The following is a 17,611-nucleotide window of genomic DNA, read 5'->3' as shown; positions in this document are numbered from 1 at the left end:
AAGGACCGCAGATGAACGCACCCGCGATCGAAACCACCGGACTGGTCAAGGTTTTCGGCGACACCCGCGCGGTCGACGGTGTCGACCTCGTGGTGCCGGCCGGCACCGTCTACGGCGTCCTCGGACCCAACGGCGCCGGCAAGACCACCGTCGTCCGGATGCTCGCCACCCTGGCCCGTCCCGATGGCGGCGAGGCCCGGGTCTTCGGCCACGACGTCGTCCACGAGGCCGACGCCGTCCGCACCCGGGTCAGCCTCACCGGCCAGTACGCGTCGGTGGACGAAGACCTGACCGGCAGCGAAAACCTGGTGCTGCTGGGCCGCCTGCTCGGCCACACCCGGGGCGCCGCGCGCGACCGGGCCGCGCAGCTGCTCGCCGCGTTCGGCCTCACCGAAGCCGCCGCCAAGCAGGTCAAGCACTACTCCGGCGGCATGCGGCGGCGGATCGACATCGCCGCGAGCATCCTGCACACCCCGGACCTGCTGTTCCTCGACGAGCCCACCACCGGCCTCGACCCGCGCAGCCGCAACCAGGTGTGGGACATCGTGCGCGCGATCGTCGCGCAGGGCACAACCGTGCTGCTCACGACCCAGTACCTGGACGAAGCCGACCAGCTGGCGTCGCGGATCGCGGTGATCGACCACGGCCGCGTGATCGCCGAAGGCACGAAGGGCGAGCTGAAGGCGTCGGTCGGCGCGGGCGCGATCCACCTGCGGCTGCGTGACGCGGGCCGGCGCGAGGAGGCCGGGCAGGTGCTGACCCGGGCGCTCGACGCCGCGATCCAGCACGAACCGGACCCGGTCGCGCTGACCGCGCGGCTCACCGCCGCGGCCGGCGACACGGACGCCGCGGAACAAGCCGCCCGCGCGCTGTCCGAACTGGCCGCCGCCGGGATCACCGTCGACACGTTCTCCCTCGGCCAGCCGAGCCTCGACGAGGTGTTCCTGGCCCTGACCGACCACACCGCGAGCGGAGAGGAAGCCGCATGAGCACCACCGCAGTCAAGGAGACCGAACTCGCCGCGCCGAAGGCCGAAGACCTGGCCGCGGTGCTCGTCGCCACCCGGCGGCCACCCCGGCCGGGCCCGCTTTCGACGTCGTTCACGTTCGGCTGGCGGGCGGTGCTGAAGATCAAGCACGTGCCCGAGCAGCTCTTCGACGTCACCGCGTTCCCGATCATGATGACGCTGATGTTCACCTACCTCTTCGGCGGCGCGCTGGCCGGCTCACCGGGGGAGTACCTGCAGTTCTTCCTGCCCGGCATCCTCGCCAGCAGCGTCGTGATGATCACGATGTACACCGGCCTCGCGGTCAACACCGACATCGAGAAGGGCGTCTTCGACCGCTTCCGGACGTTGCCGATCTGGCGCCCGTCGGCGATGGTCGGCTACCTGCTCGGCGACATCCTGCGCTACCTGATCGCGTCGGCGGTGATCATGGTGGTGGGCCTGGTGCTCGGCTTCCGGCCCGGCGGCGGGTTCCTCGGCGTGGCCGCGGGCGTGGCGCTGCTGATGGTGTTCTCGTTCGCGTTCTCCTGGGTGTGGACGATGTTCGGGCTGATGCTGCGCAGCGAGAAGTCGGTGATGGGCGTCAGCATGATGGTGATCTTCCCGCTGACGTTCCTGTCCAACATCTACGTCAGCCCTGCCACGATGCCCGGCTGGCTGCGGGTGTTCGTCGAGATCAACCCGATCTCGCACCTGGTCACGGGTGTGCGTTCGATGATGGCGGGCACGTGGGACGTGCCGGCGGTGCTGATCACGCTCGGTGCGTCGGCGCTGCTGGTGGCGGTGTTCGGCACGCTGACCATGCGGCTCTACAACCGCAAGTGACTGGTGAAGAGGGTGAACTCCAGCTCGTCGGGGGCGCACCGGGCGGCCTCGGCCCAGCGGGCGAGCAGGGCGCAGTACCGCTCGTAGGTCACGGCCGGCCAGGGCCCGCTGCGGTGGAGTGAGGCCCACCCGCAGCGTTCGCGCAGGGTGGTCGCGACCACCCGGTCGAGGATCAGGCACGGGTGGTCCGGCGCCCCGCCGCCGGCGAAGTACAGGAACTTCGTGAAGAAGGACGGGCCGAACGACCGGAACCTGTTGTGCCGGCCCGGGCGCAGGAGCGCGAAGGCACGCGCCGGGTCCACCAGCGACACCTCCGCCGCCTCGGTCAAGACGGCCCTGGCGGCCGGGACGTCGGCCTGGATGCTCTTCAGCCTCCGGACGTTCTGTCGCAGGTGCGACCCGGATCCCCAGGCCAGCGTCCGCCACAGCAGCGTGAACACGTCGTCGGACGGCACCCACACCTCGGCGCGGGTCAACGTCGGACCGGCCGGTCGTGCGCCCGGCAGCTCCAGCCGGTCGAGCGTTTCGCGCCACCAGTCCGCCTGGATGCGGATCCGGTGCTGCTCGACAGCCAGCCGCCGGGGAACCGTGGGCAGCGCCCACAACGGAAGCGGCAGGGCACTCAGGTCGGTCATTTTCATGCCGACCAGGTCGCTCGCCGTGCGCGGTTGTTACGGCTTCACAGCTGCCAGCGGGTTTCGGGGTCCGGGGCGTACCGGCACGACGAACCGGTCGTCACCGCCGACGTCAGGTGCTCCGCCAGCTCCGGGTGCAGATCCGTCAGCTTGCGGAGCGTGTCGCGGATCCGGGCGGTGACCGCTTTGCGGGCGCGTTCGGACTCGTCGCCGAGACGGCGGGTGCGGCCGCCCAGGCCCGCCGCCGTTCGCAGCTCCTGCAACAGGGCCTCGCGCTCGCGGTCCAGGGCGGCCGCCCGGCTGTCGTCGTCGCGAGCCGTGGCCCGGTCGATCTCCGAGTCGAGGTGGTCGAGACGACGGCGGTAGGCGGCCTTCGCCGTCTCGTCGAGGACGGGGTCACCGCCGAGGCGCCGGGCCGCGACCACCGGTTCGCCGCCTTCCGGCGACAGCAGGCGAACCGCGGGCACCTCGGAACCCGGGCTGCCGAGCAGGATGTGCAGGTCCCGCAAGCCTTTTGTGTCCGGGATTCGGACTTCGCGGCCGGCGAACCGCAGTGTCCACACCTCGGCGGTCCGGCGGAACTCGTTGTCCGGCAGCGAAACCTGGGCAGGTGGCCGGGAAGCGAGGTGCGGCATCTCCAGCTCCGCGGCCTCCGTCCGGACCGCCGCGGTCAGCGCCGCCGCCCGTTCCGCGTCACCCGGCGCGCCCCGGGCGGCTAGCACGGAAGCGAGCCGGCTGCGGATCTCGGCCGCCCAGGGCCGCATCCGCATCCGGTCCGCCGACGCGGCCGCGGCCGTCAACCGGGTGATCGCCTCGTCCCGGCGGCCGAGCGCGGCTTCGAGGAGCCCGGCCCAGAGGTCGACCGGACCGCTGATCTCACAGCCGTACAACGCCACCAGCCACTCACCGGAGTACGGCGTGAGCTCGCCCAGCAGCCGCTCACAAGCGTCCCGGTCGCCGGTCAACGCGGCCACCTGCGCCTGGCACCGCAGCCACATCGGCGCGAACTCACGGGAGTACGGCCCGATCGCTTCCCGGGCCGCGGCCGCGTCACCTCGCTGGGCGGCCGCGAGTGCGGCCAGCAGCTCCGGGTGCGGGTGGTCGCCGGCGGCCACCCGCGCGGTGTGGGCGGCCACGTCGTCGAACCGGCCCTGCAGCAGCAGGAAGCTCCAGCGCACCTGGTCGACCAGGTAGCCGAACTCGTGGCCGAACGCCGCCTCCACCTGCTCCAGATCCGCGTGCGCCTCGGCGAACCGGCCGCGCAGCGCGCGGATGATGCTGCGATCGAGCAGGCCCGCGAACTCGGCTCCGCGCAGGCCGCTGCCGGTGGTCAGCGCCTGGAACTCCCGGTACTGGTCGAGGTAGCGCGGGTCACCCTGCTCCAGCAGCGCGACCCATTTGAGCGACGACGCGAAGTACTCGTTCTCGCGATCGCCGGTCCGTCTGGCCAGCACGGCCAGCTCGTCGGTCAGCCGCTCCCGCTCCCGCGCGGTGCCCGGGCCCCAGATCAGGTCGTGCCGCGCCCAGAGCGTGAAGGACAGCTCCTGGTCGTCTTCGCCGTCGCGCGCCAGCACCGCGGCCCGCGCGGTGAGCTCCAGCGTGACGCGGTCGAGCGACAGCGGTTCGGCCGGTTTCCCCGCCAGCCGCTCGTGCGCCGTCACCAGCAGCTCCGACGTCAGCTCGAGGCGCGGCCCGGTGGGGGTGGTGCGGGACAGCGTGAGCGCGGCCCGGGCGAGCAGCGCGTCGTCGTCGAGCTCGCGCACCAGCGCGACGGCCTCTTCGAAGTGCCGCCAGGCTTCTTCCCCCTCGCCCCAGCGGCTCAGCACGGTGCCGAGGTCGAGCGCGATCACGATCCGCCGCCGCGGTTCGGCCGCTCGCTCGAGCGCCCGCCGGTAGTGGCCGATGGACTCGTCGATCGCCAGCCGCGCGCTCGCGTCACGCGCCGCGGCCACCAGCAGCTCGGCCGCGCGCCCCGGATCGACCTCGGCACCCGCGAGGTAGGCGTGGCGGGCGCGGTCGGCCGCGAACACCAGTGGCGCCAGCTCGGGTGAGGCGTCGAGCGCGTGGACGACCGCGGCATGCCGTCGCCGGACCTCTCCCGGGTCCAGATCCGCGTACCGCGACTCCCGCACGAGGTCGTGGGCGAAGGCGAACCGGCCGTCGCCGAGCGCGGTCACCAGCCGGGCCGCGGCCGCGCGGGTGAGCAGCTGGTCGACCTCCGGCACCGGCGCGCCGGTGAGTGCGGCGAGGATCCGGCGGTGGAACTCCCGGCCGAGCACCGCGGCGTCGGTCAGCAGCCGGGTGACCGGCGCCGGCAGCAGGGAAAGCCGCCGCTGCAACGCGTCCCGCACGCCGGGCGCGACCGCGGAGACCGGGCTGCCGCTGTGCCACAGCCGTGCGGTCTGCTCGACGAAGAAGGGGTTGCCGCCGGTCCGCAGGTGCACCTCGGCAGCGAGCGCGGGGTCCGGCTCGGTGCCCGCGGTGCGGCTCATCAGCTCGGCCACCTCGGCCGGCGCGAGCCCGGTCAGCGTCACCGTGGTCGCCTTCGCCACCAGCGGCAGGACGAGCTCGCGCAGCGGGTGGCCGGGCGCGTCGACCTCGACGTCGCGGTACGCGCCGACCAGCAGCAGCCGCTCGAACCAGGTGTGCCGCGCGGCGAACTCCAGCAGCCGCACCGACGCCGCGTCGGCCCAGTGCAGGTCGTCGAGCACCACGACGACCGTGCGGTCGTGGGCCGCGGCGGCCAGCGCGGTCGTGACCGCGTCGTGCAGCCGGAAGCCGTCCTCGGCCGGCGCGCCCGCCGACTCGCCGAGCAGCGCCGACAGCGTCGCCGTGTCGGCCCGCGCCCACTCCTCTTCCGGCAGCTCGCGCCGGAGCGCGCGCAAGACCTGGACCCACGGCCAGTACCCGGGTGCGCTGTCGGAGTCCCAGCAGGCGCCGGCGAGGACGAGCGCGCCACGGCGGCGCGCGTCGTCGGCCAGCCCGGTGACGAGCGTGGTCTTCCCGATCCCGGCCTCGCCGGTGACCAGGACCAGGCCGCCGTGGCTGGCGACGGCCCGGTCGAGCTCGGCCCGCAGCGCGGCGGCGGGGTGCGCCCGCCCGATGAGCGCGGCTGTCATGTCCGGTTCCTCCCGATTCCGGTGCCGAGCCTCTCACGCTTTCCCGCCGTTCGTCGCACGATTACCGCACTAGGCTGCGCAGCGGTGTGCCTGCCGCTGGGAGGAGTCCGGGTGCGGATCTTCACGATCGTCCTGTCCGTGGTGCTGACGTGGGTGCTCGCCGGGGCGGTCGCCTCGGCCGCGCCCATTGTGGAGGGCAGCACCGACAATCCCGTGACGCCGGCGCCGGCGGTCACCCGTCCGGACACCCCGCATTGCACCGTCACGCTGGCGGATGCCTTCCGTTCCAACACCACCGACGGCACCCCGCAGTTCTACGAAGGCACCCTCACGCCGCCGCCGGCCTGCGCGGGCCCGTGGGCGAAGGTCGTCATGGACCAGACCGTGACGGTCAGCGGCCGGCAGTACGACCGGATCGGCGACCTGAAGATCGGCGGCACCGAGGTCTGGTGGGGGACCACCGAGGAGCCCAGCGGCGAGGGCACCCGGCCGATCACCTACCACTTCGACAAGGACCTCACGCCCTACGCCGCGCTGCTGCGCACCCCGCAGCCCTTCCACGGCGGCATCGAGAACTACAACTCGCCGATCTACACCGGCGTCTACGCCCAGACCGTGACCCTCACCTACTACCGCGCGGACCGGAAGCACCCGGCGCCCGACACCGCCGACCACGTCGCCGGGTTCGGGCACGCCGACGCGACCCCGGCCGCGCCCACCGTCCACTTCACCGCGAAGGACCTGCCGCGCAACATCACCCGCGCCTACCTCGAAGTCACGCTCGAAGGCCACGCCTGTGACGAGCAGTGGTTCGACGACGTGCCCGACGACGTCTCGGCGAAGTACCCGGCGGCCGGGCTCTGCGGCAAGGGGCCCTACCGCGAGGCGAACTTCGCGATCGACGGGACGTCCGCCGGGAGCGCGTTCACCTTCCCGCACATCTACTCCGGCGGGATCGTGCCGCAGCTGTGGCGCCCGATCGTCGCGATCGACACCTTCAGCCTGCACGCCGAGACCTACGACGTGACGCCGTTCGCGGGTCGGCTCGTCGACGGCGGGACCCACGACCTGTCGTTCACCGTGCCGGACATCGGCGGCGAGTGGACGGTCGTGCCAACCCTGCTGCTCTACACCGACGACCACGCCGCGCAGACGTCCGGCGCGCTGACCCGGCACGACGTCGCCGCCGCGCCTTCGCGGCAGACGTCGGTCGAGGACATCAACGGCGGCGTGAACGTGACGGTCACGGCGAAGCGCCACGACGTCACCGCCGGCTACGTCGACACCTCCGCCGGGCGGGTGTACACCCGCGTCGAGCGCACCCGCGACTATCGCAACAGCGACGACGTCACCGGCGGCGGCTTCACCCAGCACGTCGTGCAGTCCGACGCGGGCCGGCAGACCTCGACGTCCACTGTGGACGGCCGGGTGCGCTCCGCCGCCCGGCACACCTGGTCCTACCCGCTCACCACGGACGCCACCGCGAACGTCACCGACGACCAGAACCTGCGGATCACCGGCTCGGCCGAGATGACGAAGGTCCTCGGCGACCTCACCGGCGACGGCCGGAGCTGGCGGCCGGTACGCGCGTCGCGGGAGTGGCTGAACTCGTCCGGCGTGCTGGCCCGCACGAACGGCGTCAACACCGAGGCCGACGGCCGGTCGAAGACGCTCTACACCGGCGCCGACGACCTCGGCCGGCCGTACTTCCACTACGTCGCGAGCGAACACGGGCTGATCACCGAGAACCGGGAGCTACCGCCGCGGAGGTGAACCCCGTCTCGCACCTGCTCACCCGATCGGGCTAGTGGGGTACTGTCGGAGACATGGGGAGTCTCCGCTCACGGGTCCTGGGCTGGGTCGGTCGCCGCTATCTCGCGCGCCAGTCGAAAAAGGGCTTCGACCTCGAGAAGATGTCGACCTTCCTGCCGGATTCGGCGCTGGTGCCGCTCAAGCGCGACGGCCTCGACCCGGTGGCGGAGATCGGCGCGCTGCGGGCCGAGGCGCCGATCAGCAAGCTCGACCTGCCGTTCGGGATGAACGCCTGGCTGGTCACGGGTTACGACGAGGCGAAGGCCGTCCTCGGCAAGGCGAACGGGTTCTCCAGCGACTTCACCAACCTGGTGGGCAGCGCGGGGGTCACCGAGGACCAGAACCCGGGCGGGCTCGGGTTTGCCGACCCGCCGGTGCACACCCGGCTGCGCAAGCTGCTCACGCCGGAGTTCACCATGCGCCGGCTCAACCGGCTGACCCCGCGGATCGACGAGATCGTCGCCGAACAGCTCGACGCGATGGCCAAGACCGAGGGCCCGGTCGACCTGTGGCAGGCGTTCGCGCTGCCGATCCCGTCGCTGACCATCTGCGAGCTGCTCGGCGTGTCCTACGAGGACCGCGAAGACTTCCAGCGGCTGAGCACCGCCCGGTTCGACCTCTTCGGCGGCGCGAGCGCGTCGCTGGGCGCGATGTCGGAGTCGCTCACCTACCTGCTCGAGATCGTGAAGAAGCAACGCGAGGAGCCCGGCGACGGCCTGCTCGGCATGCTGATCAAGGAGCACGGCGACGAGATCTCCGACCAGGAGCTGGCCGGCCTCGCCGACGGCGTGCTCACCGGCGGCCTGGAGACGACGGCCAGCATGCTCGCCCTCGGCGCTTTGGTGCTGCTGCGCGACGAGAAGGCGTTCGAAGCGGTTCGTGGGGACGACCAGTCCGTGCACCGTTTCGTCGAGGAGCTGCTGCGCTACCTGACCGTGGTCCAGATGGCGTTCCCGCGGTTCGCCAAGGAGGACATGGAGATCGGCGGCGTGCGGATCACCGAGGGCGACATCGTGCTGGTGTCGCTGTCCGCCGCGGACCGCGACCCCAAGCTGGGCGCGGACATGGAGACGTTCGACGCCGCCCGCGAGCCGACGTCACACCTGGCGTTCAGCTACGGCATCCACCGCTGCATCGGCGCCGAGCTGGCCCGGATGGAGCTGCGCACGGCGTACCCGGCCCTCGTCCGCCGCTTCCCGCAGATGCGGCTCGCGGTGCCGGCGGAGGAGCTTTCGTTCCGCAAGGTGTCCATTGTGTACGGCCTGGACGAGCTGCCGGTCCTCGTCGACTGACGCTCAGTGCGGCGGCGACCTGGCCCTGCACGATGCTCGGCCGGTCCGGGGTCGTGCGCTGCGCGTGGGCGACCGCGTCCAGGTACGCCCGCGCTTCCGGGGAAGCGGACGGGGATCGACAGCGCGCCGAGGTACCCGCCGTCCTGGTCGAGAGCGGCGAGGTTGTGCACCGGTCATGCTACGGGGATCCGGCAAGTCCTTTGTGGACGAGACCGGCCGGGTCGGTTCAGTTCACCCCGCGCGGGCGGAACTGGACGCTGATCCGCGGCCCGACCGGCTTGGCCGTCTTCGGGATCGAGTGCTCCCACGTGCGCTGGCAGCTGCCGCCCATCACGAGCAGGTCGCCGTGGCCCAGCGGGCGGGCCAGGGTTTTGCCGCCACCGCCGCGGGGGCGCAGCGCGAGGGTGCGCGCCGCGCCCACCGAGAGGATCGCGATCATCGTGTCCTCGCGGGCGCCCCGGCCGATGCGGTCGCCGTGCCAGGCCACGCTGTCACGGCCGTCGCGGTAGTAGCACAGCCCGGCCGTGCGGAACGGCTCGCGCAGCTCCCGCAGGTAGTGCTTGCTCAGCGCGTCCCGCGCCGCGGTGAGGGCGGGGTGGGGGAGCGGCACGTTCTCGCGGTAGTAGCTCAGCAACCGCGGCACGGCCACCAGCCGGTCGTACATCTTGCGCTTCTCGGCCTGCCACGGCACACCCTCGACCAGCGCGGCGAACAGCTCGTCGGCGCCCTCGAGCCAGCCGGGCTGGATGTCGACCCACGCGCCCGAGCCGAGGTCGGTCCGCTCGGGCGCGAGCGGGCGCAACGAGATCGAGCCCTGAGCGTCGAACAGCGAGGACTGGAGACCCGGGTTCATGCGCCCACCTTACACCAAGATCGAACACCTGTTCTAGTCAGTGGACGACGTCGTAGACCAGCTTCTGGATGCCGTTGCCGTAGGACTCGGTCGCCACGACCTTCAGGTTCTGCTTGTCCTTGTCGGTGTCGCTGAACAGCCGCTTGCCCGCGCCGAGCAGGACCGGGAACACCAGCAGGTGGTAGCGGTCGATCAGGCCGGCGTCGGCCAGCGCGCGGTTCAGCGTGGCGCTGCCGTTGACGATGATCGGGCCGCCCTCGGTCTCCTTGAGCGCGGCGACGTCGTCCAGCGAGCGCAGGATGGTGGTCTCGCCCCAGTTCGTCACCAGGTCGGACTCCTGGAGCGTGGTCGACACGACGTACTTCGGCATCGCGTTGTACCCGGCGAACTCCACCGTCATGCCCGGCCACACCGGCGCGAACGCCTGGTAGCTGACCCGGCCGAGCAGCAGCGCGGTGGCTTCTTCCTGCTCGCTGCCCTTCATCGCGTAGGCGGCGGGGTCGAACTCGACGTCCTTGAAGGTCCAGCCGGAGTTGCGGTAGCCCGGCTCTCCGCCGGGTCCTTCGACAACGCCGTCGAGGGAGACGAACGAGGTGGAGATCAAGGTGCGCATGGGTGCTCCTAGGTCGATCTTGCGTGCTTTCACCAGTGTGTCGAACGGCCGGCGCCGGATTCGACAGCACACGCGCGAAATCTTCCGACACACTCGGCGGGGAAGAAGTGGGACTTGTCCGTGGCCGCCCGGACTCGTACAGTCACACCCACGCCGGACAAAGGTCTGAACCTCTGTCCCGCCACCGCCGCCTCGGGTAACTCAGGAGGTTGGACGGTGCGCAGACTTCGCGGTGCGGGCGTGCTCGTGACGGTCGCGGCAGGGCTGGCGGTCCTCGCCCCGACGGCGGACGCCCAGGTCGGGACGGGTCCGTGGGTTTCGGATTCGCCGGGCTACTCGGAGCAGGAGCGGGGGTGCGGCGACGTCTCCGGCCTCACCTTCAAGCTCACCTGCTCGACGGCGAGCGGTGACCAGCGGGCGGAACGCCGGTACAACACCTACACCGGTGGCACCCACCAGTTCGAGGGCTCCTTCAAGATCACCAGCATGACCGGCTCCCGGATCAGTCTCAAGCAGACGTTCCGGGACGGCTCCAACGCGGGGCCGTACTTCATGCTGGCCGTCGAGAAGGGCGGCCGGATGTACGCCGTGGAGGGCGGGGCGACGCTGGGCAGCGGCGCGACCGTCGGCACCTCGGTGCGGGTCAACACGATCAACCAGGTCGGCAGCTCGCACAAGGTGTACCTCAACGGCTCGCTGAAGCAGACGATCTCGAGCGCGAGCGGCAGCTACTACGACAAGTTCGGCAGCTACCGCACCGCCAGCGGCGAGGGTCCGGTCACGGTGGCATGGAGCGGCGTCAAGTTCTGGCACAAGTAGGAGAGACAGGGGCCTGACCTGCTGTTTTGCAGCTGTTGATCTGGTCGGGCCGTCCCGGGATCTTCAAGCCGTGCCGCCCTCGTGTGGTGTGGCTTGAAGATCCCGTCGGCTGCCTCGGCGACGGGGGGACGCCGGCACCTGTCCTCGTGGCGACCGGGCCGCGGGCACGATGTCGGTGAGCAGAGAAGTCACGGTATCGGTGATGGTCGTCAGGTCGGTGTTGTCGTCGCTTTCCAGCCACTTGCGGTAGGCCGTGCGGAAGACCTGGCTTCCCGTACCGGCTGCCAGCTCTGCGACGTCGGGATCGACGCCACGCTCGCGGAGTGCCCGGCGGAACCCTTCGGCCATCTGGTGTTGCTTGATCAGATCGCGTTCCAGCAACCCGGAATTCGAGGCGATCAGCCGGCTTCGCCGGCGCAGGACGTCTCGTGATCCGAGTTTCTCCCAGTCGTACCCGGCCAAGGTCCGGACCACGGCCCGAAGTGGTTGCTCGAGGTCGGGCGTCTGCAGGAGTTCCTGGACGAGCGCCGCGTCGAGCAGGTCCGCGTCGGCGAAGAGGATTTCTTCCTTGTCGGGAAAGTAGCGGAAGAACGTCCGGGTGGTGACGCCGGCGCGTTCGGCGATCTGGACCGCGGTGGTGGCCTCGAAGCCTTGTTCCTCGAACAGCTCCATGGCGGACTGTTTCATCCGCTCTTCGCTGCCTTCTTCCCACCGGGGCATGGCGCCAGGGTACCCGGGTCGATGACTCGCCGTGACATCATCCCCGGAATGTGATGTCACGACGAGACATCAGTGCTACGGTGATGTCACGTCGAGACATCAGGGCGCACGATGCGCCCTCGAAAGGAGAAACATGCCTTCGGACCCCGCCGCGGCACAGACGTTCATGGTGGTCGGAACCCTCCGGGACGACACCGACCTCGCGGAATTCGCCGCGCTGAGAGAGGACGAGCACAAGCAGCTGGAGAGGTTGCGCGCACAGGGAAGGATCGGCGCCCACCACGTTTCCCCGGCGCGTCGGGCGACGTTCGTCGAAATCGTCGCCGCCGATCAGGAGCAAGTGGCGGAGACCCTGGCCACTTTGCCGTTCGCCCGGTTCTTCGATGCCGACGTCTACCCGCTCGCACCCCCGGATGCCCGCTGAAAGGACGCGATCATGAAGGAAGAGAGGAACGCTGTCGCTCCGCATGGCGTGCCGTTCATGACCGGCAGGGACACTGCGCCGGCGTACTGGGCGTTCGGTGTCCTCTGGGTCGTGCTGGCGGACTCGGGGCAGACCGGGGGAGCGTTCTCGGTGATGGAGCAATGGATGCCGGCGGATGGTGGGCCGCCGCCCCACGTGCACCCCATCGACGAGTGGTTCAACGTGCTCGAAGGCTCCATCGAATTCCGGGTCGGGGACGAGCCGCCGATGCGAGCGACGGCGGGTGACTCGGTGTGGATTCCGCGTGGAACGGTGCACAGTTTCACCACCCGGAGCGCCGCGCACGTGTTCAACGGCTACACACCGGGCGGATTCGAGCAGGTCATCATGGGGTTGGGTACTCCCGCGGAGCGGCGGGAACTGCCGCCGCCCGACCTCGGCTTCGATCCGCGCTCCGCGGCGCAGTTGATGGACAACCTGTGGTCGGCGAGCGCCGACACGGCCTGGGCCGGGAAGTGGGCCCACTGATGTCCTAGGTGCTGGCGCAAGTGACGCCCGCGGCGTCCCCGGTCCCGGCCGGGGGCGCCGCCCAGGCGGCGAGGCTGTCCCAGGCGGACAGCCGCAGCCCGCTGGTGAAGCGGCGGTGCGTCCCGGTCACCGGGTCGTCGAAGGCGAGGACCTTCGCCAGCAGCTGCAACGGTTTGGTGAAGTCGTCGAGGGGTTTCTCGCGCAGTTCCGGGTAGAAGTCGTCACCGAGGATCGGGACGCCGAGGCCGCTCAGGTGCACCCGCAGCTGGTGCGTCCGGCCGGTCGACGGCCGCAGCCGGTACCGGCCCAGGCTGTCGCGGTGCTCGACGAGCTCGACGTGCGTCTCGGCGTTCGGCGGGCCCGGCACCTCCTGCGCGGCCAGCACCCCGCGTTCCTTAACGATGCGGCTGTGCACGGTCGTCGGCAGCGCCAGCGCCGGGTCGTGCGGCGCGATCGCCTCGTACTCCTTGTGCACCTTGCGGTCCCGGAACAGCGTCTGGTACTTCCCGCGCAGCTCCGGCGTGATCACGAACATCACCAGGCCGGCGGTGACCCGGTCGAGCCGGTGCGCGGGGGAGAGGGCCGGGAGGTCGAGCTCGCGCCGCAGCCGCACCAGCGTCGTCTCGAGGATGTGCCGCCCGCGCGGGATGGTCGCCAGGAAGTGCGGCTTGTCGACGACCAGCAGGTGCTCGTCCCGGTGCACGACGGTGATGGTGAACGGCACCGGGACCTCGTCCGGTAGGTCGCGGTGGAACCAGATGAACGAGCCGGGCTCGAACGGCGAGTCGACGCCGAGCGGGCCGTCGAGGCCGTGGATGCGCTCTTCGCGCAGCATCTGCTCGATGCGGTCCGGCGTCTCGCGCGGCAGCCGGTCGACGAGGTGCGCCAGCAGGGTCGGCCACTCGCCCTCGGCGGGCATCTTCAGCCGGGCGGGCTCGAGCCCGTGGCGGGGCGGGATCGGCGGCCGGAGCTTGCGTCTCATCGTCCCCCGACTGTAGCTAACCCTCCGACGACGTCCGGTAGCGCGCGATGTAGCGGGCGGTCACGTCGGCGTTCTTCGCCTCGGCCGCCGCGGCGCGGATCCGGCGGCCGGTGTGGTGCGGGAAGCCCTGCCGGCCGAGCCGGTGCTCGATGCTCTCCTCCATGTACGCACAGGAGTAGAAGTACGCGACGAGCGCGGCCATCACGACCAGGGCGAACCGCAGCCAGAGCGAGCCGGGCATCAGCAGCCACCCGAGGCACAGCGGCGCGATGCCGACCGACCGCTGGAGCACGTACCGGGCGCGCCAGTGCTTCGCCGTCGCGTCGTGCAGTGCCCAGTCCTTGTAGCGGTCCGGGAGCCGGACGCCGACCGCGTAGCCGAACCAGCGGAGCACACCAGGTCGTTCCATGAGACTCACTGTACACTAATACTTAGTACACTAATCATTAGTGCGACCGAGGACACGGTAGGATCGACGCATGATCGACCTGGGCGAGGACCCGCTGAAGCTCGACCGGCAGGTGTGTTTTGCGCTGTCGGTGGCTTCGCGCAGCGTCATCGCGATCTACCGCCCGCTGCTGGAGCCGCACGGCCTGACCCACCCGCAGTACCTGGTGATGCTGGCGCTCTGGGAGCGGTCACCGCGGTCGGTGAAGGACCTCGGCGAGTCGCTCCGCCACGAGCCCGCGACGCTGTCGCCGCTGCTCAAGCGCCTGGAGGGGCTGGGGTACGTCACCCGGACGCGCAGCCGCGCCGACGAGCGTCAGCTGATCGTCGAGCTCACCGAAAAGGGGCGCGCGCTGCGGGCCGAAGCCGAGAAGATCCCGTACCGCGTCGTCGAGACGCTGGGTATGGACCTGCCCGAACTGGAGGCGCTGCACGCCGTCCTGACCCGGGTCATCAGCGCCACGGCCTGAGCGGCGGAATGCCCGGCCGGCTCGTGCGTTGTTGGTTGACATCGACTCTCTAGGGGGCAGTGTGCTGAAGATCAGGCTGGGTGTCGCGCCGGCGACGGGGACCGGGCCGGAAGAGTTCGCCGGGCTGGCGCAGCGGCTGGAGGAAGCCGGCGTCGACTCGCTGTGGCTGTCCGAGCTGATCTACTCGCCGGAGGTCGACCCGATGATCGGGATGACCCACGCGCTGGCGCGCACGGCCAAGCTCAAGGTCGGCACCGGCGTCGCGATCCTGCCCGGCCGGCACCCGGTGCTGGTCGCCAAGCAGCTCCTGACCTTGGCCGGCCTCGCGCCGAAGCGGGTGCTGCCGGTGTTCGGCCTCCGCCCGGCCCGCAAGGCCGAGCACGACCTGTTCCCGGTGCCCGCCGGTCGTCGCGCCGAGGTGTTCGACGAGTCACTCGTCCTGCTGCGCCGGCTGCTGGAGGAGGACGAAGTCTCGTTCGACGGCGAGTTCTTCCAGGTCGACCGGGTGCGGCTGGGTCCGCGCCCGGCCAAGCGCCTGGACGTCTGGCTGGGCGGAACGGCCCCGGCGGCCCTGACCCGGGCCGGCCGCCTCGCGGACGGCTGGCTGGGCAGCTTCCACACGCCGTCCGAGGCCCGGGACGCACGGATCGCGATCCAGAAGGCCGCGGAGGAAGCCGGCCGGGAGATCGAAGAAGACCACTTCGGGCTGAGCCTGGCGGTGGTGGACAAGGGGATGCCGGCCGAGCTGGCCGCGGTGGCGGCCCGCCGCCGCCCGGGCGTACCGGTCGAGGACCTGGTGGCGACGAGCTGGCCCGAGGCGCGGCGGCTGGTGGAGCAGCACATCGAGGCGGGCCTGTCGAAGTTCGTGATCCGGCCGGGGCACGGGGACTTCGAAGGGTTCCTGGAGAACTTCCAGGCGGAACTGATGCCGCTGCAGAACTAGCGTTGCGCTGATCGGGTGATCGTCCTCAACCGGTCACCGGGCCCGCGCGTTTCCGTCGCGACCCCGCTCGGAAACCCCGGAAGGACCTGCCGTCATGCGCCGCTTCGCCCGCCTCGGAACGATCCTCGGAATCTCGGCCCTGCTGGTGGGAGTGACCGTCGGCACCGCCGACGCGAGCCGAGCCGGTTCAGCGTCGCGGCGGTCCACGCCGCGGGCACGGGCGCGACGGCCGGGCTGCTCAGCGGCGGGATGAGCTGGTCGTCCTCCCTGAAGACCGTGACGCTGTCCGACGTCAAGCTGTTCGTCAAGGGCGGCGAGTGCATCAACTTCCAGCTCGACGGACGTCAGGGCTCGACCATCGTCGCCGGCATCAAGCGGCACCCGCCGCGCGGTGGCAACTACTGCCCGAGCGCGGACTACACGTATTCGTTCGGCACGATCGGCCTCACGGCGGACACCACGGGCGGGATCGAGTACGTCGACTTCGACATCACGGACTACGACCACGGCGTCCACGGCTGGGCCGTCTGCGACCGCGGCGCCGCCGCCTGCACCGGCGCCAACCACTGACGGGCGCTCAGAACTCCAGCTGCTCCGTCTTCCTCGGCATCAGCAGCAGCGCCACCACGGAAAGCGCCGCCACCGACGCCAACCCCACGAACACGTAGTGCGTCGCGTCCGCCAGCGCGCCGCGCACGAACGTCGCCACCGGCGAGTTGTCCGTGTGCCCGCCCAGCACCAGGCTCGTCGCGTCCACCGAAGGCGGCAGGTGCCCCGCCACCTCGGGCGGCGGTGAAGCGAAGCGAGAAGCCAGCGTCGCATTGGCGATCGCGCCGAAGACCGCGGCCCCGACCGCGCTGCCCAGCGACCGGCTGAACAGGTTCGTGCCCGTCACCACACCGCGGCGGTCCCAGCCGACCACCGACTGCACCGCCACCAGCGTCGGGCTCGACGACAACCCGAGGCCCAGCCCCAGGACGAACGCCGCGAGCGCCGCCGACCAGATCGACGAACGGGCGTCGAGCATGGCCACCAGGATGCCGCCCGCGATGATGAACACGCTGCCGATCAGGGCCGTGTCGCGGAAGCCGATGCGGAGGTAGATCTTGCCCGCCAGGGACGCCGAGAGCGGCCAGCCGACCGTCAACGCCGCCACCGCGAAGCCCGCCACCAGCGCGCCCGCGCCGAGGACACCCTGGGCGTACGTCGGCAGGTACGACGTCAGCCCCATCAGGACCGCGCCCACCACCACCGCCACCAGGTTGCCGCCCACCAACACCCGGCGCTTGAACACCCACAGCGGCAGCACCGGCTCGGCCGCGCGCCGCTCCACCAGCACGAACCCGACCAGCAGCGCCGCGCCCGCGACGAAGATCGCCACGCTCGGCAGCGACCCCCAGCCCCACGCGACACCGCCTTCGAGCAGGCCCAGGATCACCAGCGAGCAGCCCGCGGTGAGCAGTGCCGCGCCCAGGTAGTCGACCTTGTGCGGCTTGCGCTCCACCCGCTCGGCGAAGTTCCGGAGCAGCATCAGCACGGCGATCGCGCCCAGCGGCAGGTTGATGAAGAAGATCCAGCGCCAGTCCAGGTACTCCGCGAACACGCCGCCGAGCGTCGGGCCGACGACCGACGCGATGCCCCAGACGCTCGCGACGTAACCCTGCACGCGAGCGCGTTCCTCCACCGTGTAGAGGTCGCCGATCACCGTCATCGACATCGGCTGGATCGCGCCCGCGCCGATGCCCTGCACCGCGCGGGCCGCGATCAGCACCGGCATGCTCCACGCGGCGCCGCACAGCACCGAGCCGACGAGGAACGCCCCGATCCCGAAGAACATCACCGGACGGCGGCCGAGCACGTCGGCGAACTTGCCGTAGAGCGGCACCGTGACGGCCTGGGTGAGCAGGTAGATCGAGAACAGCCACGGGAACTGCGAAAACCCGCCGAGGTCGCGGACCACCGACGGGACGGCGGTCGCGATGATCGTGCTGTCCAGCGCGACCAGCGCCGTGCTGAGCATGACCGCGATCAGCACGGGGCCGCGTTCCGACCGGAAGCCGACCCCCTTCACGCTGGTGGCGGCGGGTGTCGTCATCGGCGGTGTGCTCCTCGGGACGGTCATG

The 17,611-nt window shown here is 71.1% G+C and carries 18 protein-coding genes; 10 read left to right on the top strand and 8 right to left on the bottom strand.

What is annotated here, in order from left to right:
- Positions 1-11 precede the first annotated feature (11 nt).
- Both ACIA5G_RS12185 and ACIA5G_RS12180 read left to right on the top strand, forming a co-directional pair.
- Positions 12-989: an ATP-binding cassette domain-containing protein gene (locus ACIA5G_RS12185; protein WP_395922719.1), complete on the top strand. Its 978-nt coding sequence runs from the start codon at positions 12-14 to the stop codon at positions 987-989.
- Positions 986-1,831, top strand: a complete 846-nt coding sequence (locus tag ACIA5G_RS12180; RefSeq protein WP_395922718.1) for an ABC transporter permease — start codon at positions 986-988, stop codon at positions 1,829-1,831. Before ACIA5G_RS12185 ends, ACIA5G_RS12180 begins: the two co-directional genes overlap by 4 nt.
- Here the strand turns inward: ACIA5G_RS12180 and ACIA5G_RS12175 are convergent.
- Positions 1,816-2,472: a hypothetical protein gene (locus ACIA5G_RS12175; protein WP_395922716.1), complete on the bottom strand. Its 657-nt coding sequence runs from the start codon at positions 2,470-2,472 to the stop codon at positions 1,816-1,818. The genes ACIA5G_RS12180 and ACIA5G_RS12175 overlap by 16 nt on opposite strands.
- 38 nt (positions 2,473-2,510) lie before the next feature.
- On the bottom strand, positions 2,511-5,585 hold the full coding sequence (locus tag ACIA5G_RS12170; RefSeq protein WP_395922715.1) for an ATP-binding protein: 3,075 nt from the start codon (positions 5,583-5,585) through the stop codon (positions 2,511-2,513).
- Between the two features lie 111 nt (positions 5,586-5,696).
- Here ACIA5G_RS12170 and ACIA5G_RS12165 point away from each other — a divergent pair, with 111 nt between their 5' ends.
- Positions 5,697-7,358 carry a peptide-N4-asparagine amidase gene (locus tag ACIA5G_RS12165; protein WP_395922714.1) on the top strand — a complete coding sequence of 554 codons (1,662 nt, stop codon included), beginning with the start codon at positions 5,697-5,699 and terminating at the stop codon, positions 7,356-7,358.
- Between the two features lie 53 nt (positions 7,359-7,411).
- Positions 7,412-8,689, top strand: a complete 1,278-nt coding sequence (locus ACIA5G_RS12160) for a cytochrome P450 (RefSeq protein ID WP_395922713.1) — start codon at positions 7,412-7,414, stop codon at positions 8,687-8,689.
- Positions 8,690-8,915: 226 nt separating this feature from the next.
- Here the strand turns inward: ACIA5G_RS12160 and ACIA5G_RS12155 are convergent, their stop codons facing one another.
- Both ACIA5G_RS12155 and ACIA5G_RS12150 read right to left on the bottom strand, forming a co-directional pair.
- Entirely contained in the window at positions 8,916-9,542 is a 627-nt protein-coding gene (locus ACIA5G_RS12155) for an alpha-ketoglutarate-dependent dioxygenase AlkB (protein WP_395922712.1), read from the bottom strand.
- 37 nt (positions 9,543-9,579) lie between these two features.
- On the bottom strand, positions 9,580-10,155 hold the full coding sequence (locus ACIA5G_RS12150; protein ID WP_395922711.1) for a dihydrofolate reductase family protein: 576 nt from the start codon (positions 10,153-10,155) through the stop codon (positions 9,580-9,582).
- Between the two features lie 216 nt (positions 10,156-10,371).
- Here ACIA5G_RS12150 and ACIA5G_RS12145 point away from each other — a divergent pair, with 216 nt between their 5' ends.
- Entirely contained in the window at positions 10,372-10,974 is a 603-nt protein-coding gene (locus ACIA5G_RS12145) for a hypothetical protein (RefSeq protein WP_395922709.1), read from the top strand.
- A 63-nt stretch (positions 10,975-11,037) separates the two neighbouring features.
- On the opposite strand, the gene ACIA5G_RS12140 is transcribed toward ACIA5G_RS12145, so the two are convergent.
- Complete coding sequence (locus ACIA5G_RS12140; protein WP_395922708.1) at positions 11,038-11,694, bottom strand: TetR family transcriptional regulator; 657 nt, start codon at positions 11,692-11,694, stop codon at positions 11,038-11,040.
- 133 nt (positions 11,695-11,827) lie between these two features.
- Here ACIA5G_RS12140 and ACIA5G_RS12135 point away from each other — a divergent pair, with 133 nt between their 5' ends.
- Together ACIA5G_RS12135 and ACIA5G_RS12130 are read left to right on the top strand one after the other, a co-directional pair.
- Complete coding sequence (locus ACIA5G_RS12135; RefSeq protein WP_395922707.1) at positions 11,828-12,118, top strand: muconolactone Delta-isomerase family protein; 291 nt, start codon at positions 11,828-11,830, stop codon at positions 12,116-12,118.
- 57 nt (positions 12,119-12,175) lie between these two features.
- Positions 12,176-12,646 (top strand): cupin domain-containing protein, encoded by a 471-nt coding sequence (locus ACIA5G_RS12130; RefSeq protein ID WP_395922705.1) that lies wholly within the window; start codon positions 12,176-12,178, stop codon positions 12,644-12,646.
- A gap of 4 nt (positions 12,647-12,650) precedes the next feature.
- Here the strand turns inward: ACIA5G_RS12130 and ACIA5G_RS12125 are convergent, their stop codons facing one another.
- Entirely contained in the window at positions 12,651-13,628 is a 978-nt protein-coding gene (locus tag ACIA5G_RS12125) for an RluA family pseudouridine synthase (RefSeq protein WP_395922703.1), read from the bottom strand.
- A gap of 16 nt (positions 13,629-13,644) precedes the next feature.
- The gene (locus ACIA5G_RS12120; RefSeq protein WP_395922701.1) at positions 13,645-14,037 is read right to left on the bottom strand and encodes a DUF5313 domain-containing protein; all 393 of its coding nucleotides are present in this window, start codon (positions 14,035-14,037) and stop codon (positions 13,645-13,647) included.
- A gap of 70 nt (positions 14,038-14,107) precedes the next feature.
- Between ACIA5G_RS12120 and ACIA5G_RS12115 the strand changes: the two genes are divergently transcribed.
- The 3 genes from ACIA5G_RS12115 to ACIA5G_RS12105 all read left to right on the top strand — a co-directional run bounded on the left by ACIA5G_RS12115 (position 14,108) and on the right by ACIA5G_RS12105 (position 16,058).
- Complete coding sequence (locus ACIA5G_RS12115) at positions 14,108-14,545, top strand: MarR family winged helix-turn-helix transcriptional regulator (protein ID WP_395922700.1); 438 nt, start codon at positions 14,108-14,110, stop codon at positions 14,543-14,545.
- 61 nt (positions 14,546-14,606) lie between these two features.
- Positions 14,607-15,488, top strand: coding sequence for a TIGR03854 family LLM class F420-dependent oxidoreductase (locus tag ACIA5G_RS12110; RefSeq protein WP_395922698.1), 882 nt, complete (start codon positions 14,607-14,609; stop codon positions 15,486-15,488).
- Between the two features lie 249 nt (positions 15,489-15,737).
- Positions 15,738-16,058 carry a hypothetical protein gene (locus tag ACIA5G_RS12105; protein WP_395922696.1) on the top strand — a complete coding sequence of 107 codons (321 nt, stop codon included), beginning with the start codon at positions 15,738-15,740 and terminating at the stop codon, positions 16,056-16,058.
- A gap of 7 nt (positions 16,059-16,065) precedes the next feature.
- On the opposite strand, the gene ACIA5G_RS12100 is transcribed toward ACIA5G_RS12105, so the two are convergent.
- On the bottom strand, positions 16,066-17,583 hold the full coding sequence (locus tag ACIA5G_RS12100; protein ID WP_395922695.1) for an MDR family MFS transporter: 1,518 nt from the start codon (positions 17,581-17,583) through the stop codon (positions 16,066-16,068).
- Positions 17,584-17,611 lie beyond the last annotated feature (28 nt).

The organism is Amycolatopsis sp. NPDC051758, from assembly GCF_044453095.1.
Lineage (GTDB): Bacteria > Actinomycetota > Actinomycetes > Mycobacteriales > Pseudonocardiaceae > Amycolatopsis.
This window is presented reverse-complemented; position numbering and strand designations above follow the sequence as displayed.

Bases quoted from the DNA above. Each gene is read 5' to 3' on its own strand.
- ACIA5G_RS12185 (WP_395922719.1), top strand. From the start codon at position 12: ATGAACGCACCCGCGATCGAAACCACCGGACTGGTCAAGGTTTTCGGC.
- ACIA5G_RS12180 (WP_395922718.1), top strand. From the start codon at position 986: ATGAGCACCACCGCAGTCAAGGAGACCGAACTCGCCGCGCCGAAGGCC.
- ACIA5G_RS12175 (WP_395922716.1), bottom strand. From the start codon at position 2,472: ATGAAAATGACCGACCTGAGTGCCCTGCCGCTTCCGTTGTGGGCGCTG.
- ACIA5G_RS12170 (WP_395922715.1), bottom strand. From the start codon at position 5,585: ATGACAGCCGCGCTCATCGGGCGGGCGCACCCCGCCGCCGCGCTGCGG.
- ACIA5G_RS12160 (WP_395922713.1), top strand. From the start codon at position 7,412: ATGGGGAGTCTCCGCTCACGGGTCCTGGGCTGGGTCGGTCGCCGCTAT.
- ACIA5G_RS12155 (WP_395922712.1), bottom strand. From the start codon at position 9,542: ATGAACCCGGGTCTCCAGTCCTCGCTGTTCGACGCTCAGGGCTCGATC.
- ACIA5G_RS12150 (WP_395922711.1), bottom strand. From the start codon at position 10,155: ATGCGCACCTTGATCTCCACCTCGTTCGTCTCCCTCGACGGCGTTGTC.
- ACIA5G_RS12140 (WP_395922708.1), bottom strand. From the start codon at position 11,694: ATGCCCCGGTGGGAAGAAGGCAGCGAAGAGCGGATGAAACAGTCCGCC.
- ACIA5G_RS12135 (WP_395922707.1), top strand. From the start codon at position 11,828: ATGCCTTCGGACCCCGCCGCGGCACAGACGTTCATGGTGGTCGGAACC.
- ACIA5G_RS12130 (WP_395922705.1), top strand. From the start codon at position 12,176: ATGACCGGCAGGGACACTGCGCCGGCGTACTGGGCGTTCGGTGTCCTC.
- ACIA5G_RS12125 (WP_395922703.1), bottom strand. From the start codon at position 13,628: ATGAGACGCAAGCTCCGGCCGCCGATCCCGCCCCGCCACGGGCTCGAG.
- ACIA5G_RS12120 (WP_395922701.1), bottom strand. From the start codon at position 14,037: ATGGAACGACCTGGTGTGCTCCGCTGGTTCGGCTACGCGGTCGGCGTC.
- ACIA5G_RS12115 (WP_395922700.1), top strand. From the start codon at position 14,108: ATGATCGACCTGGGCGAGGACCCGCTGAAGCTCGACCGGCAGGTGTGT.
- ACIA5G_RS12105 (WP_395922696.1), top strand. From the start codon at position 15,738: ATGAGCTGGTCGTCCTCCCTGAAGACCGTGACGCTGTCCGACGTCAAG.
- ACIA5G_RS12100 (WP_395922695.1), bottom strand. From the start codon at position 17,583: ATGACGACACCCGCCGCCACCAGCGTGAAGGGGGTCGGCTTCCGGTCG.